This window comes from Sphaerisporangium rubeum (assembly GCF_014207705.1).
Taxonomy (GTDB): Bacteria; Actinomycetota; Actinomycetes; order Streptosporangiales; family Streptosporangiaceae; genus Sphaerisporangium; species Sphaerisporangium rubeum.
On the sequence record NZ_JACHIU010000001.1, the window covers coordinates 3,049,196 to 3,073,656 of the forward strand.

Genomic DNA, 24,461 nt, shown 5'->3' on the forward strand with positions numbered 1-24,461 from the left:
ATCAGACCTATTAAGCCCAGGATGAAGAAGAGGTAGCCAGCTTCGCTACCCTTTTATGGCGAGTCCTCGGGGTCCAAGGTGTACAGGCCGCGTATCGCCAGTTCGGCGCCGCGGCGGGCCGCCGCGGCGATCTCCTCCGGTGAGCCGCCGCGGTCCATCACGGCGGTGGCCGCCATCTTGGCGCCGCCGACGAACGCGCCGATGGCCGTGGCCGCCTCGACGTCATCGAGCTCGCCGCGGAACACCTCGTGCAGCCCGCCGGCCAGCTCGCGCTGGAACTCGAACAGCAGATGCAGCGCGCGTGCCTGCAACGCGGGGACACTCATGACGATGCCGCCGCGGCCGGGGATCATGCGCAACAGCAGGTCGTCGTCGTCCAGGGTGAGGATCTCGTCCGCCACCCGGGTCAGCAGTGCGGCGAGCGGCTCACCCGGCCCGCGCGACGCGATCACCGTGAGCGCGCGCTCGGCACGGTCACGGGTGTCGTGGAAGACCACGTCCTCCTTGCTGGCGAAGTAGCTGAAGAACGTGCGCGGGGAGACGTCGGCCTCGGCCGCGATCTCGGCGACGGTGGTTTCGTCGTACCCCTTGACGTGGAACAGGCGCAGTGCGGCCTCGCACAGCCGGCGGCGGGTGCGCAGCTTCTTGCGTTCTCTCAGTCCGGACGGCTGGTGCTCGGCCATGCCGGAACTTTACTGCATCGCATGCTTTTTTTCATCCATTGCAATTTCAAAGCCGGTACTGTTTCGTGGGAGAGGTCAGGAACGAAGCCCGGACAGGAAAACCGTCCATGTCAAGGAGCGCGTCATGACCCACCCTGAGCCCGTCACGTACCCGATGACCCGGGAGAACCCGCTCGACCCGCCGCCGGAGTTCGGCCGCTGGCGCGAAGAGGACCCGGTGCGGCCCATGGTGTTCGGCGACGGCCACGCCGGCTGGCTCGCGGTGAGCCATTCGGCGGTACGCGCCGTCCTGGCCGACCCCCGGTTCAGCACACGAGCGGATCTGCTGCACCTGCCGGTGGGGCGGCGGCTGATCCAGGAGGCACGCCGGATACTGCCTGGGTTCTTCCTCCGCCTCGACCCGCCGGAGCACACCCGCTTCCGCAAGCTGCTCACCGGGCAGTTCACCGTGCGCCGCATGAAGCAGCTCGAACCCCGCATCGAGAAGATCACTGTCGACCGCCTGGACGCCATGGAGAGCGGCGGCGCACCCGCCGACCTGGTGAAGGACTTCGCGCTCCCCATCCCGTCGCTGGTCATCTGCGAGCTGCTCGGCGTCCCGTACGCCGACCACGACCGGTTCCAGCGTGACTCACGCACGCTGCTCAGCTTCGACTCCACCCCCGAGCAGGTCCGCGCGGCCCTGGACGACCTGACCGACTACCTCACCGACCTGGTGGTCCGCAAGCACGACGACTCAGGCGACCCCGGCGACGGCCTGATCAGCGGACTGATCGCCGGCGGCGGGCTGACGGCCGAGGAGATCACCGGCGTCTCCGTCCTCCTGCTGATCGCCGGCCACGAGACCACCGCCAACATGCTGGCGCTCGGCACCTACACCCTGCTGCGCCACCCCGACCAGCTCGCCGCGCTCCGCGAGAACCCCGGCCTGATCGACACCGCCGTCGAGGAACTGCTGCGCTTCCTCACCATCGTGCACGTCGGCCCGGTCCGCGCCGCTCTGGAGGACCTGGAGCTGGAGGGCCGTCCCATCAAGGCCGGCCAGAACGTCGCCCTGTCCCTGGCCTCGGCCAACCGTGACCCCGCGCGCTTCGGCGACCCCGGCACCCTCGACATCACCCGCGACGCGCTCGGCCACGTCACCTTCGGCCACGGCATCCATCAGTGCCTCGGCCAGCAACTGGCCCGCATAGAGATGCGCATCGCCTACCCGGCCCTGTTCCGCCGCTTCCCCGGCCTGCGCCTGGCGGTCCCCCCCGACCAGGTCTCCTTCCGCTCCAAGATGGCCGTCTACGGCGTCCACGCGCTCCCCGTCACCTGGTAACGAAAGGAGCACCGGCCCTCATGCGAATCACGGCCGACACGTCGCGCTGCGTCGGCGCCGGCATGTGCGTGCTCACCGCTCCGGCGCTGTTCGACCAGGACGAGGACGACGGCACCGTCGTCGTCCTCGATCCGGCCCCGCCTCCCGCCGTACAGCCCGCCGCGCGCCGCGCCGTCCGGTCCTGTCCGTCAGGCGCGCTGTCGATCGAGGAGCACTGAGAGCGTCACTCACCCCGCGTGGCCGGACATGGCCGGGTCGCCGCCGGGGCCCTGGTGGCCGCCGAGGCGGATGGTGCCGCCGAGCTGGGCCCTGAAGTGCTCCAGCATCTGCTGGGTGTTGCCGACGAGGATCCAGCGGGTGCCGACCAGGTAGGCGCCGCCGTAGTCCACGGCGTCGGCGAGCCACTGGTCCCGGCCCTGGTCGGTGGCGAAGGTCGTGATGGAGTACCGGCCCTGCGGGGTCGCGCACATGCCCTGACGCAGTTCGGCGGCGTCCACCTGCAGGCTGGGCCTCGCGCAGCCGGTGCGCGCGGCGAGGTCCTCCAGCGTCGCGGGGCCACCCGCGGGGCCGCGGGAGGCGCCGAAACCGGTGAACAGCAGGGTCGCGGCGAGGGCCGCCGCGGCGGCCAGGCTCAGCAGGCCGGCCCGCACGCCTCGGCGGCGGGGGACGGCCCGCGCAGGCGGGTGGAGGACCGCCTGCGCGGGCGGCTCGGGGGCCGCCGAGGGGAGAGCGTCCTTCGGCGGCGCCGGATCGTCCGTGATGCCGGGGTCCCCGGGGGGTGCGGTCGCCGGAGCAATGGCTTTCACCTTCTCCGGGGACCCGGTGGTCACGGCACCCCGCACGGAGGCGGGCTCCACGGCCGCACGGGACGCCGCACCAGGCGGGGTCCCGTCGCTCTCCGGCCGGGAAGCGGTCCTGTGCGGGGACGTCATGGTGCGGCGGTGACCAGGTTGCCGCCGACCTTCTCACTGAAGGTCTGCAGCAGGCCGGTGTCGTTGCCCGCGATGACCCAGCGGGTGCCGACCAGGTAGGAGCCACCCCACTTCCTGGCCTCGTCCAGCCACTGCTGCTTGCCGTCGTCGGTGGAGAACGTCGTCACCGTGTACTGGCCCTTGCCGGTCTTGCAGACCCCCTGACGCAGCTCGTCGGCGTCGGTCTGCACCTCGGGCTTCTTGCAGCCGGTGCGGTTGGCGAGCTGCTTGAGCGTCGCCGGCGGCCCGGGGTTGACGGGGGCGGCCGCCTGGCCCGCGGCGGCCGGCGTGCTCGGGACGTCACCGCCGCCGCAACCGGTGAGCAGTCCGAGCGCGAGTACCGCGCCGGTCAGCGCGGCCGCTCGTCCCGCGTTCGTGGTGAGGCCGAGGCTTCCCATGGTCAGTTCTCCCATCCGTGCCTTCACGAGGTCACCGCCACCGGGTACGGCGCGCGCGTCCGCACGGTTCACCTGATTTCGCGAGAGTTCTGGGAGAGATGGGAAACCAGGGATCTGTGATGAATCCGAGAGATTTCCGCGATCTCGTCGAACCGAACCGCCGCAGGCGCCGTACCTCTCGCCGACGGGGCACCAACCACGCCGCCCTGAGAACTGACTCCGGGAGGAGTTCGAATGATCCGAATCCAGCACAGACGGCGGTTCAGGCCCGTCCTGAGCATCGCTCTGGGTGGGGCCGGCCTCAGTCTGGTCCTGGCGAGCCTTACCCCGGCCGGGCGGCCGATGAGCGCGGACCTGTCCTTGTCGGCCGCTCCCGCCGCCGCCTCGCGTGTCGTCACCGCGGGTGGAGCCAAGGCCGTCGACTGTCCCTCGGTCGCCGACCAGCTCGGCGACGTGCCGGCCGCCGTGTCCGCCGAGGTGCAGCGGAACCTGGCCCTGCTGGACACGCAGATCGCCGAGGCGAACCGCCGCCTGGCCGACAACCGCGCGCGGGACTCGTCGTTCATCCGGAACGCGATCCTCTCCCCGCTGCAGGACAAGCGCCGCGCGACCCTGGACCGCATCACGATCGCCTTCGGACGTGCCGGTCAGCAACCCGGCTCCAACCTGCGCGACCTCGCGGCCTGCTCGGTCCGCACCGGCTCGGCGAGCGGCCAGAACCCGAGCTCGCCTGCCTCACCCACCGCCTCCGCGCAGCCGACCGCCGAGCCCACGGCGTCCCCCACGTCCTCCGCCGGCGGCGGCAACGGCGGCAACGCCGGGAACGGCGACGGCGGCAACGCGGGGAACGGCGGTGCGGCCCGCACGGTCGCCTGTCCCTCGGTGGCCGACCGGCTGCCGGAGGTCCCCGCCGGAGCGCAGCGGGCCGTGCAGCGTGACCTCGACGTCCTCGACCGCCAGATCGCGCAGGCCAACCAGCGCCTCAGCAGGCTCGGCGCCAGGGCCAACTCCAACCAGGTACGCGCCGCGGTCCTGACCCCGCTGCGACTCGCGAGGGCCGTCGTCCTCAACCGCATCACCCTGAACCTGCGCCGCGCCGGCGTACGCACCGGCAACCTGCAGGGACTCGCGAACTGCTCGCTCGGCGACGCCGGCGGAGGCGGCCAGAACCCCACACCGAACCCCACCGGCACCGGCGACCCGACCGCGCCGCCGACCGGCGACCCGTCCGCGAGCCCGTCCGCGAGCCCCACCGGCTCGGCCTCGCCGTCCCCGACCGCGACCGGCGGCGCCACCGGGCCGTCCCCTGACGACTTCGTCGACATCCGCCGCGTCCAGCCGAACGTGAACCGGCCCGCCGTGCAGCAGAACGGCTCACGCGGCACGTTCGTCTCCAACTGCGGACGCAACGAGAACGGCCACCACAACAGCGACAACGTCATCGTGGCCCCCGGTGTGACCAACGGCGCGCACCACGTGCACGACTACGTCGGCAACCTCGACTCAAGCGGCTTCTCCACCAACGAGAGCCTCGCCGCCGCCGGCACGACCTGCAGCAACGGCGACAAGTCCACGCACTACTGGCCGGTGCTCCGCCTGCAGAACCGCCAGGGCCCCGACGCCGACAAGCCCGGCGGCGGCCTCGACGGCAACATCGGCCAGATCGTGCGGCCGGCGTCGGTGACACTGACCCTGCGCGGCAACCCGGTCAGCAAGGTGGTCGCCATGCCGCGCTTCCTGCGCATCATCACCGGTGACGCCAAGTCGTTCACCAACGGCACCACCAACGCCAACGCGCGCTGGACCTGCACCGGCTTCGAGAACCGCCAGTTGCGCGACAAGTACCCGATCTGCCCGCGCGGCAGCCAGATCGTGCGCCTGCTGCAGTTCCAGAGCTGCTGGGACGGCAGCAACATCGACAGCGCCAACCACCGCACGCACGTGACCTTCGCCGCGGCGGACGGCAGCTGCCCCGAGGGCTTCAAGGCGATCCCCGCGCTGGAGCAGCGCATCACCTACAACGTGCCGCCGGGCCCCGGCATCGCGCTCGACAGCTTCCCCGAGCAGCTCCACAAGCCGGTGACCGACCACGGCGACTTCATCAACGTCATGTCCGACGACCTCATGAACAAGGCGGTGAACTGCATCAACACCGGCAGGCGCTGCGGCTGACCGGCCACGCGCGCGGCGCGACCGCCTGACCACGCCTGAAGGGAGGTGACATCCCCAACGCGGCACCCCGCGAGAACCGTCTCGCGGGGTGCCGCCGTGTGCGCGCCGGGACCCGTGTGTCACGGGTCCCGGCGGCGTGTGTGCGCGCTAGTCGTAGTCGTCGTCCCAGTCGTCGTCGTCCCAGTCGTCGTCATCGTCGCCGAAGAAGAGGTTCGGCGCGGAGGCGGCGACCATGGCGGCGGTGAGAAGGATGCCGAGTGCGGTGAGTCGTCTGAGCATGGGATCACTCCGTGCTTTCGAGGACCGCCTCGGGCCGGTCGCCCGGGGCGTACGGAGCGTCGCAATGGCTTCCCGGGATGCGCCAGTACGGCGCGATACGGAACCACACTAAACACGACATCCGCCGCGGGTCACCCGGAGGAGGGCAAACCTCCGGTCTGCGTTCCGGCAAACCGGGCTCCTGGCCGGAGGCGCATTCGGCCGCCTTGACCTCAACCATTGTTAAGGTCTTAGGGTCGGCTGTGCCGGGCCGAAAATGTCGTACCCGGCGCCTACTGTGTGGAGCTGTGCCGGAGGTCCCGGCGCTGTCGATGGCCCGGGGGTTCGCGGGATGGACATGGAAGTGACCGCGTGGCATTCGCTGTACAACGCGATGCACGCACAACAGGACAAAAGGCCGTTCTCCATGGCCACGTTACGGCGGATCGCCGGGTTCGCGCGGCCCCACCGCACCATGCTGACATGGTTCGTGCTCCTCAGCGTCGCCGGCGCCGTCCTCGCGGTCGCGACACCCGTGGTGGCGGGCCGGGTGGTCGACGCCATCGTGCGCGGCGCCGAGCTGCCGGTCGTGGTGTGGCTCGCCGTGATCATCGCCGTGCTCGCGCTGGCCGACGCGGGGCTCGGCCTGGTGTCGCGGTGGCTGTCGGCGCGCATCGGCGAGGGGCTGATCCTCGACCTGCGCACCTCGGTGTTCGACCACGTGCAGCGCATGCCGGTCGCGTTCTTCACCCGCACCCGCACCGGCGCGCTCGTCAGCCGGCTCAACAACGACGTGATCGGCGCGCACCACACGTTCAGCAACATCCTGTCCGGCGTCGTCGGCAACGTCGTGACGCTCGCGCTCACGGTCTTCGTCATGGTCAGCCTGTCCTGGCAGATCACCCTGCTCGCGCTGCTGCTCCTGCCGGTGTTCGTGCTGCCGGCACGGCGCATGGGTGCGCGGCTCGCGCGCATGGAGCGTGAGGCGGCCGACCACAACGCGCGCATGGGCACACAGATGACCGAGCGGTTCTCCGCGCCTGGCGCCACCCTCATCAAGCTGTTCGGCCGTCCCGCGCGCGAGTCCGCCGAGTTCGCCGCGCGGGCCAGGCGGGTCGCCGACATCGGGGTGCGCACCGCCATGGTCCAGTCGGTGTTCGTCACCGCGCTCACCCTGGTCTCCGCGCTCGCGCTCGCGCTGGTGTACGGCCTCGGCGGCTTCTACTCCCTGCGCGGCCAGCTCGAACCCGGCAACGTCGTGGCCCTCGCGCTGCTGCTCACCCGTCTGTACGCGCCGCTGACCTCGCTCGCCGGCGCGCGCGTCGAGGTGATGAGCGCTCTGGTCAGCTTCGAGCGGGTCTTCGAGGTCCTCGACCTCAAGCCCCTCATCACCGACCGTCCCGGCGCACGCCGCGCACCCGAGGGCCCGGTGTCACTGACCTTCGAGCACGTCCGCTTCGCCTACCCCTCGGCCGACAAGGTCTCCCTCGCCTCCCTTGAGGAGGTCGCGACCCTGGACACCCGCGGCGGCGCCGAGGTCGTCCACGACGTCTCCTTCCACGCCGAGCCCGGCCAGATGATCGCACTGGTCGGCTCCTCCGGGGCCGGCAAGTCCACCCTCGCGCAACTCGCCGTCCGCCTCTACGACGTCGACAGCGGCGCGGTGCGCCTCGGCGGCGTCGACATCAGGGACCTCACCGCCGACAGCGTCCGCGAGACCGTCGGCATGGTCACCCAGGACGGCCACCTGTTCCACGAGTCCGTCCGCGCCAACCTTCTGCTCGGCGCTCCCGAGGCCACCGAGGACGATCTGTGGGACGCGCTCACCCGCGCGCGCCTCGACGACCTCATCCGCTCACTTCCCGACGGCCTCGACACCATCGTCGGCGAACGCGGCTACCGCCTGTCCGGCGGCGAGCGCCAGCGCCTCACCATCGCACGTCTCCTGCTGGCCCGTCCCCGCGTCGTCATCCTCGACGAGGCCACCGCACACCTCGACTCCACCTCCGAGGCCGCCGTCCAGGAAGCCCTGGCCGAAGCCCTCGAAGGCCGCACCGCACTGGTCATCGCCCACCGCCTGAGCACCATCCGCTCCGCCGACCAGATCCTCGTCATCGAGGACGGCCGCGTGGTCGAACAGGGCACCCACACCGACCTCCTCGCCGCCGAAGGCCGCTACGAACAACTCCACCGCACCCAGTTCGACCACTCCCGCACCCCCGAACCCGCCGTCTGACCCGCACCTTCCCCCTGGCACCGCTCCGCCGGCTCCGGCCGTCCCGCGAAACCCCTGACCCGCCGTGCCGCGCTCCTTCCCAGCGTGGTCCGGCGGGTCAGCGCGCGTCAGGCGACCCAGTAGAACGACTCGACGTTCCTCGCGAGGTCGCTCGGGAGGTTCCAGTCGTCGGAGGCGGCGAGGATGCGGCAGATCCCGCTGTAGTTGACACCTGTGCACAGGACGACGGCGTGGGAGGAGTTGTAGTTGGAGGCGCTGCGGGTGTTGTTCCCCACCGCCTGGCCCTGGCCGGAGCCGCTCTGCGTGAAGGTGTTGTCGTTCAGGTTGGCGTCGTTGACGCCGGGAGCGAAGTAGACGTAGCTGCCCTGGTTGAAGGTACCCCAGAAGAGACACAGGTTCTGACTGAGGAAACAGTTGTACGCGGCCGCCGAGGCCGGTTGCGCCGGGGTCGCGACGACCATCGCGAGGCCCAAGGCGAGCACGGCGACGAGCTTCTTCCCTGCTCCGACTCTCATCTCTGTTCTCCGATCGAGGGGGTTCACCGGCGAGATCTGCTGTCGAGATTCGCAACCCGGGCTGAGGCGGTCAACCGGTGCCGGACCCTTGTCCGAGCGGCGTCACCTCGAGGACGGCGACGGCCAAGGGCTCAAGCCACCGGTGGACGGAGACGCCGGTGAGGTGGATCCATGGTGGGCTGCCCGGTCCTGTCACGGTCCTGCCGGTCCGGTCATCTCCGTGAGGCGGCGGGCCAGCGCGGTGACGGCCTCGCGCAGCTCCGGGGGATCCAGGATCCGTGCGTCGAAGCCCAGGCGGGCCACGTGTGCGGCCAGCCAGTTCAGGTCGTCGCCGCCTACGGTGAGCAGGCACCAGCCGTCGTCGTCCTCCTCGACGCGGCCCACCCGGGGTGGCACCAGGTCACGTACCTCGGCCGCGGTGGCGCGCAGGCGGACGCGGGCCAGGTACCGGTACGGCGTCTCGGTCACGGACCGCTGCACGTAGGCCGCCGGATCGGGGTGATGTCTCGGCGGGAAGCGCCAGGTGGTGGGTTCCACGTCGTGCATGCGGTCCAGGCGGAAGGTGCGCCAGTCGTCGCGTGCGGTGTCCCAGGCCATCAGGTACCACCGGCGGCCGGTGGAGACCATGCGCACCGGTTCGGCGGTGCGCTCGTGCGGCACGCCGTCGCGGCCGGGGTAGCGGAAGCGGATCCGCACGGTGTCACGGCAGGCACGGGCCAGTGTCACCAGCAGGTCGGGGTCGATCTCGGCGCCGGGACGGTCCAGGGTCTCGGTGGCGCCGAACACGGCACGGGTCTCGGCGCGCAGCCGGGGTGGCATGACCTGGTCGAGCTTGGCGAGCGCGCGCAGGGCCGCCTCGCCGGCGCCGGCGACCGTGCCACCGGCGGCCAGCCGCAGCGACACCGCGGTGGCGATCGCCTCCTCGTCGTCGAGAAGCAGCGGCGGCAGCCGGGTGCCGGCGCCGAGCCGGTAACCGCCGCCTACGCCGGCCGTGGCGTTCACGGGGTAGCCGAGCGCGCGCAGCCGTTCCACGTCCCGGCGCACCGAACGGCCGGTGACCTCCAGCTCGGCGGCGAGCTCGGCCGCGGTCCAGGACGCGCGGCGCTGCAACAGGCTCAGCAGCCGCAGCACCCGTTCGGTCGTGGACTCGGCGGTCACGCTTCGATCGTCCCACGCATCACGGACCGAAACTGTCCGCTATCGGGGGCAGACTGACCGCATGATCGACCAGACACGGAGCGCTTCGCTCCGCGAGCAGCACATACCGCACCGGTCCGAGTGGCCACGGAGCCGCGTCCGCCGAGGCGAGGCGTGGCACGGTGAATCCGAGCCGTGCGACAGGAAGGGGAACTGACATGGCCCGCGACGTCCAGATCACCTTCGACTGCGCCGACCCGGCCGGCCTCGCCGAGTTCTGGGCCGTGGCGCTCGGCTATCGCATTCAGGACCCGCCGCCGGGTTTCGCGTCATGGGAGCAGGCCCTGGAGGCGATGGGGGTGCCGCCGGAACGCTGGAACGCCGCTTCGGCGGTGGTGGACCCGGAGGGCTCGGGGCCGCGGCTGTTCTTCCAGCGAGTGCCGGAAGGAAAGCAGGTCAAGAACCGCGTGCACCTCGACGTGCGCGCCGCACCGGGTCTGACCGGCGACGACCGGATGGCGGCGCTGGAGGAGGAGGCCGTACGGCTCGTCTCCCACGGGGCCAAGCGGGTGGAGCGCCACGAGCCCGAACCTCCGCTCGCCGGCGGCCACATCATCATGACCGACCCGGAGGGCAACGAATTCTGCCTCGACTGACCGAGGTGCGGGGAGCCGACGGCGGGGTCACCTTTTCTCAGGGTGGCGCTGCTGTCGGCTTCGGTCACGGCCATCCGGTGACGGTGGTACCCCCTCGGGGTGAAGAGGGGAAGGGGCTGTATGAGCATGGAGAGGTGGGGGACGGACGGCGGTGGGTGTTCGCCGATCAGCTCGGGCCGCACTTCCTGGACTCGGGGGAGCAGGAGGTGCTGCTGGTCGAGGCGCGTGGGGTGCTGCGGCGCAGGCGGTTCCACCGGCAGAAGGCGCATCTGGTGCTGTCGGCACTCAGGCACCGGGCCGCGGAACTCGGGGAGCGGGTTCGGTTCGTTCAGGCGGAGGGGTACGGCGCGGCGCTGGACGAGGTGGGGGAGCGGGTCTCGGTGTGTCACCCCACCAGTCACGCGGCGCTGAGGTTCGTGCGGGGTCGGCCCGATGTGGAGGTGCTGGCGGCGCGGGGGTTCGCGTCCACGCAGGAGGAGTTCGCGGCGTGGGTCAGGAGCCGGGGGGAACCCGAGGACGGAGCGGACGTCGTACTGGGCCGGCTGGAGAGCGAGGCGGACGAGGCGAAGGACGTGCGGGGGGTGGGGCGGCGGGGGTTGGTGATGGAGGATTTCTATCGATCGGCGCGGCGCAGGCTCGACGTGCTGATGGCGGGGGACGGGCCTGCCGGGGGACGGTGGAACTTCGACAGCGAGAACCGGTGTCCGCCGCCGCGTGACGGGGTGCCGGTGCCGCCGGCGTGGCGGGCCGAGGAGGACGAGATCGACGAGCGGGTGCGGCACGATCTCGATCGGTGGGAACGCGACGGGGAGGTCGCGTTCGTGGGCCGTGACGGGCCACGGAGGTTCCCGGCCACGCGGGACGAGGCGCTCCAGGCGTTGCGTGTCTTCGTCGAGGACCGGCTGCCGGTGTTCGGGCCGTACCAGGACGCGATGCTGAGCGAGGACCCGGAGATGGCGCACAGCATGTTGTCGGCGGCCATGAACCTCGGGCTGCTCGACCCCATGGAGTGCGTGCGCGCCGCGGAGGCGGCGTACCGGGAGGGCCGGGTGCCACTGGCCGGCGCGGAGGGGTACATCCGGCAGCTCATCGGCTGGCGGGACTACATGTGGCACCTGTACTGGCACTTCGGGGACCACTACCGGGAGCTCAACCGCCTCGCGGCGCGCGCGCCGCTGCCGGAGTGGTTCGCCGCACTGGACGCCGGCGCGGTCGAGGCGCGGTGCCTGTCGTGGGCCCTGCGGCAGGTGCGGGACACCGGGTTCACCCACCACATCGTGCGGCTGATGGTGCTCGGCAACTACGCCTTGCAGCGGGGGTTCGACCCGGCGGAACTGACCGGCTGGTTCCACCGGTGCTTCGTCGACGGGTACGACTGGGTGATGCTGCCGAACGTCGTCGGGATGTCGCAGCACGCCGACGGAGGACTGCTCGCCACCAAGCCGTACGCGGCGGGTGGCGCGTACATCGACAGGATGAGCGACTTCTGCCGGCCGTGCCGGTACAAGCCGTCGCGGCGCACCGGCGCCGACGCGTGCCCCTTCACGGCGGGCTACTGGTGGTTCGTCGCGCGCAACGCCGAACGGCTCGGCCGCAACGCGCGCATGGCGCGCGCCGTGCACGGCATGCGACGGCTGGACGACCTGGACGAGGTCTGCGCGAGGGAGGCGGGCCGCGGGGGTGAGCCGCCATGAGCGCCTCGGCGACGGAGGCGGGAGGCCGGGCTTTTCATGGAGCCGGCGTGAGGGGCTCAGTGAATACGGCGGTAGGCGCGGCTTCGCGCTCAGGGAACGCGGCGGGAGACGCGGCTTCGCGCTCAGGGAATACGGCGGGAGGCGCGGCTTTCCGCGGGGCCGCCGGCCAGTGCGGCGGCCATGCTGGGGTAGATGTCGAAGACGGAGCCGAGACCGGTGACGTCCATGATGGTGCGTGGCGCCGGACGCAGGCTGCACAACGCGCAGCTGCCGCCGTGGCGGGTGGCCTGCGCGCAGGCGCGGACCAGCAGCCGCAGCCCGCTGGAGTCAAGGAAACTCAGTTGCGACAGGTCGAACAGCAACCTCGGGGACCGGTGGCCGAGCGCGGCGTCGACGCTTTCCCCCAGGTTGGCGAGGCCGTTCGCGTCGAGCTCGCCGACCATGGTGATGACGGTGAACGGCTCCAGGCGCTCGCGGCGCACGGTCAAGGGCATAGGCACCTCCAGGGGGTGGCGGAGACCCCCTCCTACCGCCAGTGTGGCCCCCCAGGTGGTGGCGGCACAACCCGGCGCGGCGTGCCGCGCCGGACACAACGTGGTTCAGCGGCGGCGGACGTGCGGATTTCGACAGGGGGAGGGCTTCATGCGGGTCATCGGCGCGGGATTCGGCCGTACAGGCACACTATCTCTCAAGACCGCACTGGAACGACTCGGCCTGACGCCGTGCTACCACATGGCCGAGGTGCTGACCCACCCGGCGGACATCTACAAGTGGCTGGACATCGCCGAGGGCCGCTCGGCCGACTTCGGCGCGGTGCTCGGCGGCTACGAGGCCACCGTCGACTGGCCGGCGTGCGCGTACTGGCGTGAGCTCGCCGCGTACTACCCCGGCGCGAAGGTCCTGCTCACGGTGCGCGACCCCGCGCAGTGGTACGAGAGCATGGCGGCCACGATCCTCAAGAGGATGGATCCGCCGCACACGCCGCTCGGCCGGCTCGCCGCGGTGGTGAGCCGGTGGCGCCACTCGGACCTGGACGCCTTCGACCGGATGACCGGCCGCGCGGTCGTCGCCAGGTCGTTCGGCGGCGGCCCGCCTGACAGGGAACGGCTCATCGAGGCCTTCACCGAGCACGTCCGCGAGGTGCGCGCGGCCATCCCCGCGGACCGCCTCCTGGTGTACGAGGTGTCGCAGGGCTGGGATCCACTGTGCCGGTTCCTCGGCACACCAGTACCCGACGAGCCGTTCCCCCGCCTGAACGACCGGGAGAACTTCGGCCACCTCGCCGAGGCCTTCCGGCGCCGGGCCGTCTGGCACCGTTCCGGAAGGCTGGCCGGCTGAGGTGGAGCGGCGTGCGTCCGTCCCGGCGGCCCGCGCCGGGACGGACGTTCCGGACGGGTCCTAGAAGACGGGGACGCCGGCGCGGGTGAGGCGCCAGTTGGGGTCGGCGAAGGTGGCCGGGTCGATGACGCCGGTCGCGGTGGCGTACTCGATGAGGGCCTGGCGGATCTCCACCTGAGCGTTGTAGACGACCGGGGCCGTCGCCACGTGGGGGAAGCCGCCGCCGCCGGACTGGCGGTAGTTGTTGATGGCCACGACGAACCGCTGGTCAGGCGTGACGGGGGAGCCCTGGTAGGACAGGGACTTGACGCGCTGACCGACGGGCTCGCTGATGTCGAGGTCGTAGGTGACGCCGGAGAGCTGGTCGTAGTTGTAGTCGGGGGTCCCCGCGGCGTTGGTGAGGCCGGCGAGGTCCACGGGTGCGCCGGGGGCGAGCTGGTTGAAGTACTTGGCGGAGTACTCCAGGTAGTCCTTGAGCTGCGCGCCGGTGAGCCGTACCGCCAGCAGCGTGTTGTCGTAGACGTACAGGCCGGCCATGTCGCGGACGCTCACCGGGCCCGCCGGGAAGACGGCGGTGCGGCTGAACGGCGCGGCGATGGACAGCACGGGGAGGTCCGCGTCGGGGGTGCCGGCGAGGGCCCTGGTGACCAGGTCGGTCTGGACCTTGTGGATGTAGTCGAGGATCGGGGTGTCCTTGTACGGCGACTCCGCGGCGGACAACTGCTCCTTGGACTGCGCGACGACCTGGTTGACGTACCCCACGGTCGCGTCGTGCTGTTCCTTCATCAGGCGCACGATCCTCGGGTCCTCGGCGGCGGTGTTGGTGTTCAGCGTGGCCGACGACTTGCCGGTCACCTTCCACTTGCCGCGTTCCTTGGCCAGGGTGAAGTCCACGACCGACAGCCGCTGCCCCCACCGGCCCGGCTCGGTGAGCAGCACCTGCTCGCCGGTGACCTTGTTGGTGACGAAGCGCTGCGGCACGTCGTTGTGCGCGTGGCCGAACAGCACCGCGTCGACGCCGGGGACCTGCTCGGCCACCATGGCGGACGCGTTCTCGACCGGCAGCTCCGAGCCGTACGACGACATGCCGTTGTCGCCGGCGTGCGCGGTGACGAGCACGACGTCCGCGCCGAGCGCGCGGATCACCGGCACCCACTTCTTGGCGGTGGCCACCAGGTCGAGGAACTTGAGTTTGCCTTCGACATTGGCCTTGTCCCAGATCGCGACGCCGGGGTTGGTGAGACCGAGCACGCCGACCTTGACCGGCTTCTCACCTTTGACGTTCATCGTCTTGATGATGAACGGCAGGTACGCGGGGAGCCCCGTCTTCGCGGACACGGCGTTGGCGCCGAGGACCGGCGCCTTCATCTGCTTGATCCACGTGGCGAGCAGCGGCAGGCCGTAGTTGAACTCGTGGTTGCCGAGGGTCACCGCGTCGTACCCGATGGCGTTCATGGCCTTGGCCATCGGGTGGGTGCGGCCGGTCTCGGTGATGGGCTCGACCTTGGCGTAGTAGTAGTCGAGCGGCGTGCCCTGGATGGTGTCGCCGGAGTCGAACAGCAGGGTGCGGCCCGCGCCGCGGTCCGCTCTGATCTGGTTGACGAGCGTGGACACCTTGGCGAGGCCGACGTCGTTGTGCGCGCTGTCGTCGTACTCGGCGTTCTTGAAGTAGTCCCAGTTGAGTGCGTTCCCGTGGATGTCGGAACTCGCCATCACGGTGATCTTGACGGAGTGGCCGGGGGGTGTGGCGGCGGTGGCGGCGTAAGGCGCGAGCGTGCCGAGGGCGACGGCGAACGCGCCGGCGATGAGTGCGCGCCGGGTTCTGGAACTCATGACCGGCGACATTACTCAGCGAAGATTACCCGTCAGTCACAGGTTTCTTATGTGGCGGCGAACCGGACACGCCGCGTGCCGAGGCGTGGCCCCGATCGGCGGCCGCACCTTCTGATCGAGGTTCGGATTTCGTACCATGTCGTCGAGCCCGTCGTCGATCATCCGCCATCCTTCCGGCCGCCGGAAAGCGCTCTCCCGCTCAGGTTCACCGTACTCGCGTCGTCAACGCTCGTACCCGAAGGAGCGCCTCGCATGAACCAGCCGGCGGCCGTCCGCCGCCTGTGTCTCGCCGTCGACGTCCAGGGGTACAGCGGCCGGGACAACCGGGGCCAACTCGCTGTGCAGTCCCGGCTGAAGCGGCTTCTGGACCGCGCACTGAGCCGTACCGGCGTGTCCCCGGCCGCGGTGCTCCGTCAGGACCGAGGCGACGGGCAGTTGGTCCTGCTTCCCGCCGGGGTGGACGAGGCCCACGTCATCAGCACCCTGCTTCGCGAGCTGGGGTCCGGCCTCGCCGACGGCAACACAGCCGACGGCAACACAGCCGGCGGCAACACGGCCGGCGGCGGCCGGTTACGCGTGCGGGTCGCGCTGGCGCAAGGCGTCGTCCACGAGGCGGCGACGGGCTATGTGGGAAAGGCCGTGGTGGACGCCTGCCGCCTGGTGGACGCTCCGCCGCTGCGTTCGGTTCTCACCGGCACCCCCGGCGCGGACCTCGTCGTCGCCGTCACCGGCGATCTGTTCCAGGACGTGGTGGTGAACGGCTACGCGGGACTGTCCCCCGAGGACTTCACCCAGGTGCCGGTGGAACTGCCCGACAAGGCGTTCTCCGCCGACATGTGGGTCGCCGTACCGGAGGTCTCCCGCCGGCCCGAGACCGGCGGACGGCCCCGCACCGTCCACCGCACCCGCCTCGCCGCCGTCGTCGCGGTCCCGCTGTGCCTCGCCGTCGCGGCCTACGCGGCGTGGCACCTCACCGGCGGCCCCCCGTCCACCGCGCCGTCCACGACGAGCCCCGTCACGACCTTCTCGACTTCGTCACCGGCCCCCGTGGACACCGGCGCGCCGTTCGTGTTCTTCGACCCCACTGGTCAGATCTCCACCTGCGGACCCGTCTCCGGCTCCGGCTGGGTCCCTCCCGGTTTCGACCTCCGCGTCTACGCCGAAGGCGGTGACCGCTACTTCCCCGCCTGGAACCCCGCGCGAGCGGACCGCGCCACGGCCCGCTGGGAGCTGGAGGAGATCTATCTGGGTGAGGTGAAGGGAAAGCCCCGGCGCGTCCGGCTGTACGCCGTCCTGTTGCCGTCGCGGGAGAGCGCGAAGCTGACCCGGGAGTTCGAGGAGAAGTGGTCCTTCGAGAACCTCCCGCCGCGGGTGGTCGCCACGCACACCTACACGGTGGTGGACGGCGTGTGCTGAGCGCCGGGACGGCCCCGGCGTCCTTGTGAGATGGGAGGCGCGACGCGGGCCGCCGCCGGGGGTGTGAGGGCGGACCGCGGCGCCTCCCGTCCGGGATGCGGGAGAGGTGAGAGAGCGCTCCCGGAGAATTGAGAGTGCGCCTTCGCGTGGCCTGCTGTCAAGCCTGCCGGGTCGCGCGGCCGAGTCCTCGGCGGTGATCGCGAAAATTTTCGAGAGCGCTCTCTGAAGATTGCAGATAAGGGTTCTCATGCCGGTTGAGCTGCGTAAATGGCTTGATCTCGAAGAGATCGCTCTCTCAACTCCCGGCTGTCCGGCTGGCCTGGGTGTCTGATCGTTACCACGGCGGCTGTTGACACGCGCGGGGCCGAGGAAGACCCTTCTCGGGGAGCGCTCTCTTCAAGATCATTGCGATTGCCCCCCATGGAGGGTTCAATGGGCAAGCTTCGTCCCCGGCTGGTCACCCCTCTGCTCGCCACCGTCATGGTTCTCGGCCTGTCCGCCTGCGGAGGCGGCACGGACGCCGGCGCCTCGCCGGACGCCGCGCGGCCGGCTGAGAAGATCAAGCTCACCGTCGCGCTGTTCAGCGACTTCCATTTCGCGCCGCTGTACGAGGAGTTCAAGAAGACGCACCCGAACGTCGAGATCGTCGAACGCCGCGCGCAGTTCAACGACCACCACACCAACCTCACCACCCAGCTCGCCACCGGGTCGGGTGCGGCCGACGTCATCGCGGTGGAGGCCGGGTACATCGCGACGTTCACCCCGCTCGCCGACAAGTTCCACGACCTCGGCCAGTACGGCCTCACCAAGCGCCAGGGGGACTACCTGGACTGGAAGTGGCGGCAGGGCCTGTCGCCGGACGGCGGTAAGCTGCTCGGCCTCGGCACCGACGTCGGCGGTCTCGCCATGTGCTACCGCACCGACCTGTTCGAGAAGGCCGGCCTGCCGACCGGCCGCGACGAGGTCTCCGCGCTGTGGCCCACCTGGGAGGCGTACATGGAGGCCGGCAAGAAGTTCACCGCCGCCAAGGTGGCAGGCGCCAAGTGGTTCGACGGCCCCGGCGAGAACTTCCGTGCCATGGTCGACCAGGCCCCCGTCGGCTTCTACGACGAACAGAACACCCTGGTCGCCGGCACCAACCCCGACGTGCGCAAGGCGTGGGACCTGTCGGTCGCGATGATCCAGGCCGGCCAGTCCGCCGAGCTCGCCGCGTTCAGCCCACCGTGGAACACCGGCCTCACCAAGGGCTCGTTCGCCACCATCATCTGCCCCTCGTGGAAGACCGGCAGCATCAAGGACGCCGCACCCGCGACGTCCGGCAAGTGGGACGTCGCGGCGGTCCCCGGCGGCGGTGGCGGCAACCAGGGAGGCACGCACCTGATGGCCCCCAAGCAAGGTAAGCATCCCAAGGAGGCCGCCGAGCTGATCGACCTGCTGACGAGCAAGGACACCCAGCTCAAGCTGTTCACCGAGGCCGGCGCGCTGCCGTCCATCCCGGCGCTGTACGACGACCCCGCCATCACGTCGTACGTCAACCCGTTCTTCAGCGACGCGCCGACCGGCAAGATCTTCACCGACGCCGCCAAGGCGCTCAAGCCGCAGCACGTCGGCCCGAAGGCCGGTGACGTGCTCACCGCCTTCGGCAACGGCCTGCAGCGCATCGAGCAGGGCAAGCAGGCACCGCAGGACGCGTGGCAGCAGGTCCTCAAGGACCTCGACCGCATCAAGTAGCCCCCGGCGCGCGGCCGGTCCGCCGTGTCCGGACCGGCCGCGCCGCACGCGTACCCGCGAAAGGAGGTCGCCATGGCGACCCGCGCCTCCACGGCGGTGACCCCGTCCCGCCGGCCCCAGCTCCCCCCGCCGCGGGACCGCGCGAGGCTGCGCGTCCTCGCGCACCGGCTCGACATGAAGGCGTCCCCGTACGCCTACGTCGCGCCGTACCTGCTGCTGTTCTGCGCGTTCGGCCTGTTCCCGCTGCTGTACACCGCCTGGGTGAGCCTGCACGACTGGACGCTGCTGTCCGACACGCACACCTTCGTCGGGCTCGGCAACTTCCAGGCCCTGCTCGGTGACGAGTACTTCTGGAACGCCGCCTTCAACACGCTGTCCATCGGCGTCCTGTCCACGGTGCCGCAGCTCGCGCTCGCCATCTGGCTGGCGCACCTGCTGAACCGGCCGCTGCGCGCGCAGACGATCTTCCGGGTGACGCTGCTGCTGCCGAACGTCACCAGTGTCGTCGCGGTGGTCGTCATCTTCAGCCAGCTCTTCGGCCGCGACTTCGGCCTCGTCAACTGGGTGCTGTCGTGGTCAGGCGCGCAGCCGGTCGACTGGAACGCCGGCACGGCGTCCTCGCACGTGGCCATCTCCGTCATGATCATGTGGCGGTGGACCGGGTACAACGCGCTCATCTTCCTCGCCGCCATGCAGGCGGTGCCGCGCGAGCTGTACGAGGCCGCCACCATCGACGGCGCGAGCGGTTTCACGCAGCTCCGGAGGATCACCATCCCGATGATCCGGCCCACCGTCGTCTTCGTGGTCATCACCTCGACCATCGGGGCCATGCAGGTGCTCGCCGAGCCGCTGCTGTTCGGCGTCTACAGCCTCACCGGCGGCCCCGACCGGCAGTACCAGACGCTCTCGCTGTTCATCTACGAGAACTTCACCAAGCTCGACTTCGGGTACGCCTCGGCGATCTCCTGGATGATGTTCCTGTTCATCGTCGTGGCGGCCGCGGTCAACTACCTGCTCACGCGCCGAGCGAGAGGAAGCCTGACGTGATGCCGCGGACCGCGCCGGGCCCGGCCCGCACCCTCACCTACCTCACCTTGCTCGCGGTGGCGTTCTTCTCGGCGCTTCCCCTCTACTACAGCGTGGTGGTCGCCTCACGCGACAACGCGGCGCTCGCCGAGGTGCCGCCGCCGCTGATCCCCGGCGGCAACCTGTTCGCCAACGTCTCCCGCGTGTTCGACACCGTGCCGTTCGCGCTCGCGCTGCTGAACTCGGTGCTGGTCGCCGGCACGATCGCGGTGTCGGTGATGTTCTTCTCCACCATGGCGGGTTTCGCCTTCGCCAAGCTCCGCTTCCGTGGCGGCAGGTTCCTGCTGCTTCTCACCGTCGCCACCATGATGGTGCCGGCGCAGCTCGGCATCATCCCGCTGTACATGCTCATGGTGAAGCTGGAGTGGACCGGCTCCATGTACGCGCTCGTCGTCCCCGCGCTGATCAACGCGTTCGGTGTCTTCTTCATGACCCAGTACCTGTCGCGTGCCCTCCCCACCGAGTTGCTCGAAGCCGGCCGGGTGGACGGCTGCACGACCTGGGGCCTGTTCTGGCACGTCGTGTTGCCGGCCGCGCGGCCGGCAGCCGCGGTGCTCGGCATGCTGACGTTCATGTCGGCGTGGAACGACTACTTCTGGCCGCTCGTCGCGCTCACCCCGGAGAACCCGACCGTGCAGGTCGCGCTCTCGACGCTCGCGGCAGGATATGTCAGTGACTACGCGCTCAGCCTGGCGGGAACCGCGCTCGGCACCCTGCCGCTGGTGTTCGTGTTCGCCCTGCTCGGCAAGCAGGTCATCGGAGGAATCATGCAAGGAGCTGTGAAGGGATGACCATGACCGTCACCAGCCGGGGGACCCTGCCTTCCTATCTGACCGAAGGCCCGGCCGTCTTCCCCGAAGGTTTCGTCTGGGGTGCCGCCACGGCGTCCTACCAGATCGAGGGTGCGGCACAGGAGGACGGCCGCGGCGTCTCGGTCTGGGACACCTTCTCGCACACGCCGGGGAAGGTCGCCTCCGGCCACACCGGCGACGTCGCCTGCGACCACTACCACCGCTACCCCGAGGACGTGGCGCTGATCGCGGACCTCGGCCTGGAGGCGTACCGGTTCTCCGTGGCCTGGCCGAGGATCCAGGCCGACGGCGCCGGTCCGGTCAACCCTCTCGGCCTGGACTTCTACGACCGTCTGGTGGACGCGCTGCTGGCGCGCGGCGTCACGCCGTACACCACCCTGTACCACTGGGACCTGCCGCAGGCGCTGGAGGACCAAGGCGGGTGGACCGCACGCGACACCGCGTACCGCTTCGCCGAGTACGCCGCGGCCGTGCACGCGAGGCTCGGCGACCGGGTGACGCACTGGACCACCCTGAACGAGCCGTGGGTGACGGCGTTCCTCGGGTACGGCACCGGCGTGCACGCGCCGGGCCGCACCGGAGCGGCGCCGGCCCTGCGCGCCGCGCACCACTTCCTGCTCGGTCACGGCCTCGCCGCGCAGGCGCTGCGCTCGGCCGGCGCGCGCGAGGTGATGCTCGTCGTCAACTCCTCACCGGTGATCACCCCTGAGCAGGTCGCCGACCCCGCCGCCGCGATGTCCGAGGCGGACGCCGAGGCGGTGCACCGCGTGGACTGCCTGCTCAACCGGCAGTTCCTCGACCCGGTGCAACGCGGCGCCTACCCCGAGGAGGTGCTGCGCATCGCCGAGCGGCACGCCGGCCTCGGCCACATCCACGACACCGACCTGCGCGACATCCACCAGCCCGCCGACGTCATCGGCGTCAACTACTACAACCCGTGCGTCGTGCGGTCCGGCCCCGGCCGGCCGGCCAACCTGGCCTTCCCCGGCACCGAGGACATCGAGTTCGCCGACGCCGGCGTCCCCACCACCCAGATGGGCTGGCCCATCGTCCCCACCGGCCTGTCCCGCATGCTGGCCCGCCTGTCGGCCGACTACCCCGAAGCCGGTCTGATGGTCACCGAGAACGGCGCCGCGTTCCCCGACACCGTCACCGAGGACGAGACCGGCCCCCGTGTGCACGACACCGACCGGGTCGCCTACCTCGACACGCACCTGCGCGCCGTGCACGCCGCCGTGTCGGCCGGGGCCGACGTCCGCGGCTACCTGGTGTGGTCCCTGCTGGACAACTTCGAGTGGGCCGAGGGCTACCACCGCAGGTTCGGCATCGTGCACGTCGACTTCGCCACCCAGCGGCGCACCCTCAAGGACAGCGGCCTCTGGTACCGCGACGTCGTACGGGAGAACGGGGTGGTGTGAAGGGACCCGCCGTCGCCGCGGCCGGTCCGAGCCGTCAGGGGTACGGCGGCCGGCACGGGTCCCGTCCCCGACGTGCAGCCCGCCTTCCCCCCGGGATGCCGCCGGTGTCATCTCATGCCTGAGCGGTCGGCGACCTGGTGAGGTACGCCAGTTCCGTGGACCACGTCTCCGGGTCGGGGGACTCGGCGGGGTCGGTCAGCCAGAAGTCGAAACGTCCCCGCCAGACCTCCACGCCGTCCTCCACACCGGTGTCGAAGCGGACGCCGTTCTCCGCGGCCCACGCGTCCACCTCCTTGATGGTGCCGGCCAGCCGGTCGGGGTGGCCGGTGTGCACGGCCACCAGGTACCGGCCGGCGGGGATCGTGCCGGGGATGACCCGGCCGTCCCCCTCGACCGGCTCGGCGACCGGCACCCCCACCTCGAGGCGGAACTCGCGCTCCCGGTCGCCGGCCACCCAGTAGCGGTAGAACGGCGGGCCGGCGGGGGACAGGCCGCCGGCGGCGAGCCAGGTGAACATCTCGGGGACCAGAGCGTTGACCTCGCCCCAGCGGGAGAAGGACGCGGTGATGGGGATGGCGGCGTACGGACGGGCTTCGCGGTCGTCGAGCAGGGGACGCACGGTCACAGGTCACCTCGGTGTCGGAGTTCGGCCACTTCCACGGGGTATACCGCGACGGCGGCCGGAACTCATCGGTGCTACGGCAGGAAAGCCGGCAGTCCGAACCGAGGCAGGTCGTGGGCCGCGTCGAGGAACGAGTGGACGGCGGCGAAACGGCCGTCACGCGCCTCCACCACGATCAGGGCCCACGGCCGGTGGCGTCCCGGGCCCTCGGACACGCCGTCGCGGTCCGCGGGGACGTAGTGACCGAACGCGGCGCATCCGTTGGCGGCGGTGGGAAGCAGGCGGGAGCCGCGGCAGAAATCGCTGTGGAGGAGAGCCTGGCGGATGTCCGCGACGCCGCGCAGCCACCACGGGAACGGCGGCATCGACATGGTGGCGTCCTCGTGCAGCAACGCGACCAGCGCCTCGACGTCGTGGCGCTCGAACGCGGCGGCGTACCGGCGGGACAACTCGGCGCGCACGGGGTCCGGCGGCGGGGGAGGACCGGCGGGGAGGTGGTCACGCATGGTGGCGCGGGCCCGTTGCAGTGCGCTGTTCACCGAGGCCACGGTGCCGCCGAGCAGCGTCACGACCTCGGCGGACGTCCAGGCGAGCACGTCGCGCAGGATCAGCACGGCACGCTGACGTGGCGGCAGGCGCTGAAGCGCCGCCACGAACGCCAGCCGGATCGACTCGCGCGCCACCACCACGTCGGCGGGGTCGCCGCCGGTGCCGATCACCCGGTCGTCGTGCACCGGCTGGACCCACGCGTGCGCCGGCAGCGGCTCGCCGACGGGGGACCCCGGCCGCGCCGCCGGGCCGAGATCCATGGGGACCGCACGGCGGGCCCGGCCGCGCAGCATGTCCGCGCACACGTTGGCGGCGATGGCGAACAACCACGTCCGCACGCTCGCACGAGCCTCGTCGTACCTGTCCCACGCACGCCAGGCCCGCACCATGGTTTCCTGCACGGCGTCCTCGGCGTCCGCGGCGGAGCCGATCATGCGGTAGCAGAACCCGGTCAGCTCGACCCGGTGTGCCGCGAAGGCGTGCTCCGGCGCGACGGCCGTGGCGCCGGGCCGCGTCACGCCGGCGTGTCCCCGGGGGACGGCGTGTGCGGCCACTCGGAGGCGAGCAGGCCGTACAGCAGGTCGTCGGTCCACTCGCCTTTGACCCAGAAGTGCTTGCGGCGCAGGCCCTCGCGCTGGAAGCCGAGGCGTTCGAGCAGGCGTGCCGAGCGGTGGTTGCGCGCGTCGCAGCCGGCGGAGACGCGGTGGAGACGGCGGACCGTGAACAGGTGGCCGAGGAACGCGGTCAGGGCCTCGGTGGCGTAGCCCTTGCCCTGGTAGGCGGCGGCGAGGGTGTAGCCGATCTTGGCCTGCATGTGGTTCTGGTGGAGTTTGACGCCGATGTCGCCGATGAGCGAGCCGTCGAGGTCGATGGCGTACTGGAACCAGCCGGGTTCGCCGGGGTCGGCGGTGGCGAACGCGGCGGTCAGGATGACGGCGCGCTCCAGGGAGAACGGGGTCTCCCATACCTGGTAGCGGGCCACTTCGGGGTCGGAGCGGTAGGCGGCGAGCGCGGCGGCGTCGCCTGTGTGGAACCGGCGGACGGTGAGGCGGTCCGTGGAGAGAAGCACCTCGGCAGTATCGCCGATGAGACGTGGCGGGTCCCAGCCTTCGGCTGCGGGGATCCGCGGGTGACCGTGGCAGGCCAGCGCCGGAGCGGCGCGCGTGACCCGCCGGGGGTCGCTCACCGCGACCCCCGAAGGAGGGAGAACCGGGCTACGGGGACGTCCTCGGGCATGGTCTTCCTTCGATCCGGCCGCTTGGACAAGCGATTGGTATCAAGGCGAAACACCCCACGACTCTAGTAGAAACATTTCGGCACGCAAGACCTAGTTTTCGGGAAGTCCTATCGATCGCGCCGCCGCCATCGGCATCCAGCAGGTAGAGGCCGCCGATAGTTTTCGGGACATTACCGGAAGGTTTCCGGCCGATTGGCCGTGCACGTGCATATGCCGCAGGCGGAGGGCTGGTTGAGCTTTCAAAAACGCTAGCGGCAAGGACCTGCGGCCGGCTGCTGTGCCGGCCGTGCGGGTGGGTGACGGAGTGGCGGCGGCGCCGGAACCGGAGAGCCTGAGGGGAATCCTGGAGCGCGACTCCCAGGCGTCGCCGCCGGA

General features: G+C 70.9%; 24 protein-coding genes. 12 read left to right on the top strand and 12 right to left on the bottom strand.

What is annotated here, in order from left to right; all coding sequences use genetic code 11:
* Positions 1-53: 53 nt before the first annotated feature.
* On the bottom strand, positions 54-683 hold the full coding sequence (locus BJ992_RS13030) for a TetR/AcrR family transcriptional regulator (protein ID WP_184980765.1): 630 nt from the start codon (positions 681-683) through the stop codon (positions 54-56).
* 124 nt (positions 684-807) lie between these two features.
* Here BJ992_RS13030 and BJ992_RS13035 point away from each other — a divergent pair, with 124 nt between their 5' ends.
* Entirely contained in the window at positions 808-2,007 is a 1,200-nt protein-coding gene (locus BJ992_RS13035) for a cytochrome P450 (RefSeq protein ID WP_184980767.1), read from the top strand.
* 20 nt (positions 2,008-2,027) lie between these two features.
* Positions 2,028-2,225 (top strand): ferredoxin, encoded by a 198-nt coding sequence (locus tag BJ992_RS13040; protein WP_184980769.1) that lies wholly within the window; start codon positions 2,028-2,030, stop codon positions 2,223-2,225.
* Between the two features lie 9 nt (positions 2,226-2,234).
* Here the strand turns inward: BJ992_RS13040 and BJ992_RS13045 are convergent, their stop codons facing one another.
* Together BJ992_RS13045 and BJ992_RS13050 are read right to left on the bottom strand one after the other, a co-directional pair.
* A complete protein-coding gene (locus BJ992_RS13045) occupies positions 2,235-2,939 on the bottom strand; it encodes a hypothetical protein (protein ID WP_184980771.1) in 705 nt (234 codons plus the stop codon).
* The gene (locus tag BJ992_RS13050; RefSeq protein ID WP_184980774.1) at positions 2,936-3,448 is read right to left on the bottom strand and encodes a hypothetical protein; all 513 of its coding nucleotides are present in this window, start codon (positions 3,446-3,448) and stop codon (positions 2,936-2,938) included. The genes BJ992_RS13045 and BJ992_RS13050 overlap by 4 nt, the downstream gene beginning before the upstream one ends.
* 270 nt (positions 3,449-3,718) lie before the next feature.
* On the opposite strand from BJ992_RS13050, the gene BJ992_RS13055 reads away from it, so the two are divergent.
* Positions 3,719-5,548: a DUF1996 domain-containing protein gene (locus tag BJ992_RS13055; RefSeq protein WP_184980776.1), complete on the top strand. Its 1,830-nt coding sequence runs from the start codon at positions 3,719-3,721 to the stop codon at positions 5,546-5,548.
* A 147-nt stretch (positions 5,549-5,695) separates the two neighbouring features.
* On the opposite strand, the gene BJ992_RS33765 is transcribed toward BJ992_RS13055, so the two are convergent.
* Complete coding sequence (locus BJ992_RS33765) at positions 5,696-5,827, bottom strand: hypothetical protein (RefSeq protein WP_281390352.1); 132 nt, start codon at positions 5,825-5,827, stop codon at positions 5,696-5,698.
* A 331-nt stretch (positions 5,828-6,158) separates the two neighbouring features.
* Here BJ992_RS33765 and BJ992_RS13060 point away from each other — a divergent pair, with 331 nt between their 5' ends.
* Positions 6,159-8,042 carry an ABC transporter ATP-binding protein gene (locus BJ992_RS13060; protein WP_184980778.1) on the top strand — a complete coding sequence of 628 codons (1,884 nt, stop codon included), beginning with the start codon at positions 6,159-6,161 and terminating at the stop codon, positions 8,040-8,042.
* Positions 8,043-8,149: 107 nt separating this feature from the next.
* Here the strand turns inward: BJ992_RS13060 and BJ992_RS13065 are convergent, their stop codons facing one another.
* Together BJ992_RS13065 and BJ992_RS13070 are read right to left on the bottom strand one after the other, a co-directional pair.
* Entirely contained in the window at positions 8,150-8,557 is a 408-nt protein-coding gene (locus tag BJ992_RS13065; protein WP_184980780.1) for a peptidase inhibitor family I36 protein, read from the bottom strand.
* Positions 8,558-8,749: 192 nt separating this feature from the next.
* The gene (locus tag BJ992_RS13070; RefSeq protein ID WP_184980782.1) at positions 8,750-9,715 is read right to left on the bottom strand and encodes a WYL domain-containing protein; all 966 of its coding nucleotides are present in this window, start codon (positions 9,713-9,715) and stop codon (positions 8,750-8,752) included.
* A gap of 197 nt (positions 9,716-9,912) precedes the next feature.
* On the opposite strand from BJ992_RS13070, the gene BJ992_RS13075 reads away from it, so the two are divergent.
* Both BJ992_RS13075 and BJ992_RS13080 read left to right on the top strand, forming a co-directional pair.
* Positions 9,913-10,350 (top strand): VOC family protein, encoded by a 438-nt coding sequence (locus BJ992_RS13075; RefSeq protein WP_184980785.1) that lies wholly within the window; start codon positions 9,913-9,915, stop codon positions 10,348-10,350.
* A gap of 134 nt (positions 10,351-10,484) precedes the next feature.
* Positions 10,485-12,044, top strand: coding sequence for a cryptochrome/photolyase family protein (locus BJ992_RS13080; RefSeq protein ID WP_184980787.1), 1,560 nt, complete (start codon positions 10,485-10,487; stop codon positions 12,042-12,044).
* A 122-nt stretch (positions 12,045-12,166) separates the two neighbouring features.
* Here the strand turns inward: BJ992_RS13080 and BJ992_RS13085 are convergent, their stop codons facing one another.
* Positions 12,167-12,538 (bottom strand): STAS domain-containing protein, encoded by a 372-nt coding sequence (locus BJ992_RS13085; RefSeq protein WP_184980789.1) that lies wholly within the window; start codon positions 12,536-12,538, stop codon positions 12,167-12,169.
* A 148-nt stretch (positions 12,539-12,686) separates the two neighbouring features.
* On the opposite strand from BJ992_RS13085, the gene BJ992_RS13090 reads away from it, so the two are divergent.
* Entirely contained in the window at positions 12,687-13,382 is a 696-nt protein-coding gene (locus BJ992_RS13090; protein WP_184980791.1) for a sulfotransferase family protein, read from the top strand.
* 60 nt (positions 13,383-13,442) lie between these two features.
* Here BJ992_RS13090 and BJ992_RS13095 read toward each other — a convergent pair whose 3' ends face one another.
* Both BJ992_RS13095 and BJ992_RS33770 read right to left on the bottom strand, forming a co-directional pair.
* The gene (locus tag BJ992_RS13095; protein ID WP_184980793.1) at positions 13,443-15,215 is read right to left on the bottom strand and encodes a 5'-nucleotidase C-terminal domain-containing protein; all 1,773 of its coding nucleotides are present in this window, start codon (positions 15,213-15,215) and stop codon (positions 13,443-13,445) included.
* Between the two features lie 36 nt (positions 15,216-15,251).
* Positions 15,252-15,377: a hypothetical protein gene (locus BJ992_RS33770; protein ID WP_281390353.1), complete on the bottom strand. Its 126-nt coding sequence runs from the start codon at positions 15,375-15,377 to the stop codon at positions 15,252-15,254.
* Positions 15,378-15,467: 90 nt separating this feature from the next.
* Between BJ992_RS33770 and BJ992_RS13100 the strand changes: the two genes are divergently transcribed.
* The 5 genes from BJ992_RS13100 (at position 15,468) to BJ992_RS13120 (ending at position 21,678) form a co-directional block, all read left to right on the top strand.
* Positions 15,468-16,631, top strand: a complete 1,164-nt coding sequence (locus BJ992_RS13100) for a hypothetical protein (protein ID WP_184980795.1) — start codon at positions 15,468-15,470, stop codon at positions 16,629-16,631.
* Positions 16,632-17,063: 432 nt separating this feature from the next.
* Positions 17,064-18,362 carry an ABC transporter substrate-binding protein gene (locus BJ992_RS13105; RefSeq protein ID WP_184980797.1) on the top strand — a complete coding sequence of 433 codons (1,299 nt, stop codon included), beginning with the start codon at positions 17,064-17,066 and terminating at the stop codon, positions 18,360-18,362.
* A 72-nt stretch (positions 18,363-18,434) separates the two neighbouring features.
* Positions 18,435-19,409 carry a carbohydrate ABC transporter permease gene (locus tag BJ992_RS13110; protein WP_184980799.1) on the top strand — a complete coding sequence of 325 codons (975 nt, stop codon included), beginning with the start codon at positions 18,435-18,437 and terminating at the stop codon, positions 19,407-19,409.
* Positions 19,409-20,239, top strand: coding sequence for a carbohydrate ABC transporter permease (locus tag BJ992_RS13115; RefSeq protein WP_184987989.1), 831 nt, complete (start codon positions 19,409-19,411; stop codon positions 20,237-20,239). Before BJ992_RS13110 ends, BJ992_RS13115 begins: the two co-directional genes overlap by 1 nt.
* Before the next feature lie 2 nt (positions 20,240-20,241).
* Entirely contained in the window at positions 20,242-21,678 is a 1,437-nt protein-coding gene (locus BJ992_RS13120) for a GH1 family beta-glucosidase (RefSeq protein ID WP_221475418.1), read from the top strand.
* Between the two features lie 112 nt (positions 21,679-21,790).
* Here BJ992_RS13120 and BJ992_RS13125 read toward each other — a convergent pair whose 3' ends face one another.
* The 3 genes from BJ992_RS13125 to BJ992_RS13135 all read right to left on the bottom strand — a co-directional run bounded on the left by BJ992_RS13125 (position 21,791) and on the right by BJ992_RS13135 (position 23,918).
* On the bottom strand, positions 21,791-22,303 hold the full coding sequence (locus BJ992_RS13125) for a GyrI-like domain-containing protein (protein ID WP_343072637.1): 513 nt from the start codon (positions 22,301-22,303) through the stop codon (positions 21,791-21,793).
* Between the two features lie 71 nt (positions 22,304-22,374).
* The gene (locus BJ992_RS13130; RefSeq protein WP_343072638.1) at positions 22,375-23,367 is read right to left on the bottom strand and encodes a sigma-70 family RNA polymerase sigma factor; all 993 of its coding nucleotides are present in this window, start codon (positions 23,365-23,367) and stop codon (positions 22,375-22,377) included.
* On the bottom strand, positions 23,364-23,918 hold the full coding sequence (locus BJ992_RS13135) for a GNAT family N-acetyltransferase (RefSeq protein ID WP_184980804.1): 555 nt from the start codon (positions 23,916-23,918) through the stop codon (positions 23,364-23,366). Before BJ992_RS13135 ends, BJ992_RS13130 begins: the two co-directional genes overlap by 4 nt.
* Positions 23,919-24,461: the final 543 nt, after the last annotated feature.

Bases quoted from the DNA above. Each gene is read 5' to 3' on its own strand.
- BJ992_RS13030 (WP_184980765.1), bottom strand. From the start codon at position 683: ATGGCCGAGCACCAGCCGTCCGGACTGAGAGAACGCAAGAAGCTGCGC.
- BJ992_RS13035 (WP_184980767.1), top strand. From the start codon at position 808: ATGACCCACCCTGAGCCCGTCACGTACCCGATGACCCGGGAGAACCCG.
- BJ992_RS13040 (WP_184980769.1), top strand. From the start codon at position 2,028: ATGCGAATCACGGCCGACACGTCGCGCTGCGTCGGCGCCGGCATGTGC.
- BJ992_RS13045 (WP_184980771.1), bottom strand. From the start codon at position 2,939: ATGACGTCCCCGCACAGGACCGCTTCCCGGCCGGAGAGCGACGGGACC.
- BJ992_RS13055 (WP_184980776.1), top strand. From the start codon at position 3,719: ATGAGCGCGGACCTGTCCTTGTCGGCCGCTCCCGCCGCCGCCTCGCGT.
- BJ992_RS33765 (WP_281390352.1), bottom strand. From the start codon at position 5,827: ATGCTCAGACGACTCACCGCACTCGGCATCCTTCTCACCGCCGCCATG.
- BJ992_RS13060 (WP_184980778.1), top strand. From the start codon at position 6,159: ATGGACATGGAAGTGACCGCGTGGCATTCGCTGTACAACGCGATGCAC.
- BJ992_RS13065 (WP_184980780.1), bottom strand. From the start codon at position 8,557: ATGAGAGTCGGAGCAGGGAAGAAGCTCGTCGCCGTGCTCGCCTTGGGC.
- BJ992_RS13075 (WP_184980785.1), top strand. From the start codon at position 9,913: ATGGCCCGCGACGTCCAGATCACCTTCGACTGCGCCGACCCGGCCGGC.
- BJ992_RS13085 (WP_184980789.1), bottom strand. From the start codon at position 12,538: ATGCCCTTGACCGTGCGCCGCGAGCGCCTGGAGCCGTTCACCGTCATC.
- BJ992_RS13090 (WP_184980791.1), top strand. From the start codon at position 12,687: ATGCGGGTCATCGGCGCGGGATTCGGCCGTACAGGCACACTATCTCTC.
- BJ992_RS13095 (WP_184980793.1), bottom strand. From the start codon at position 15,215: ATGAGTTCCAGAACCCGGCGCGCACTCATCGCCGGCGCGTTCGCCGTC.
- BJ992_RS33770 (WP_281390353.1), bottom strand. From the start codon at position 15,377: ATGATCGACGACGGGCTCGACGACATGGTACGAAATCCGAACCTCGAT.
- BJ992_RS13100 (WP_184980795.1), top strand. From the start codon at position 15,468: ATGAACCAGCCGGCGGCCGTCCGCCGCCTGTGTCTCGCCGTCGACGTC.
- BJ992_RS13105 (WP_184980797.1), top strand. From the start codon at position 17,064: ATGGGCAAGCTTCGTCCCCGGCTGGTCACCCCTCTGCTCGCCACCGTC.
- BJ992_RS13110 (WP_184980799.1), top strand. From the start codon at position 18,435: ATGGCGACCCGCGCCTCCACGGCGGTGACCCCGTCCCGCCGGCCCCAG.
- BJ992_RS13115 (WP_184987989.1), top strand. From the start codon at position 19,409: ATGCCGCGGACCGCGCCGGGCCCGGCCCGCACCCTCACCTACCTCACC.
- BJ992_RS13120 (WP_221475418.1), top strand. From the start codon at position 20,242: ATGACCGTCACCAGCCGGGGGACCCTGCCTTCCTATCTGACCGAAGGC.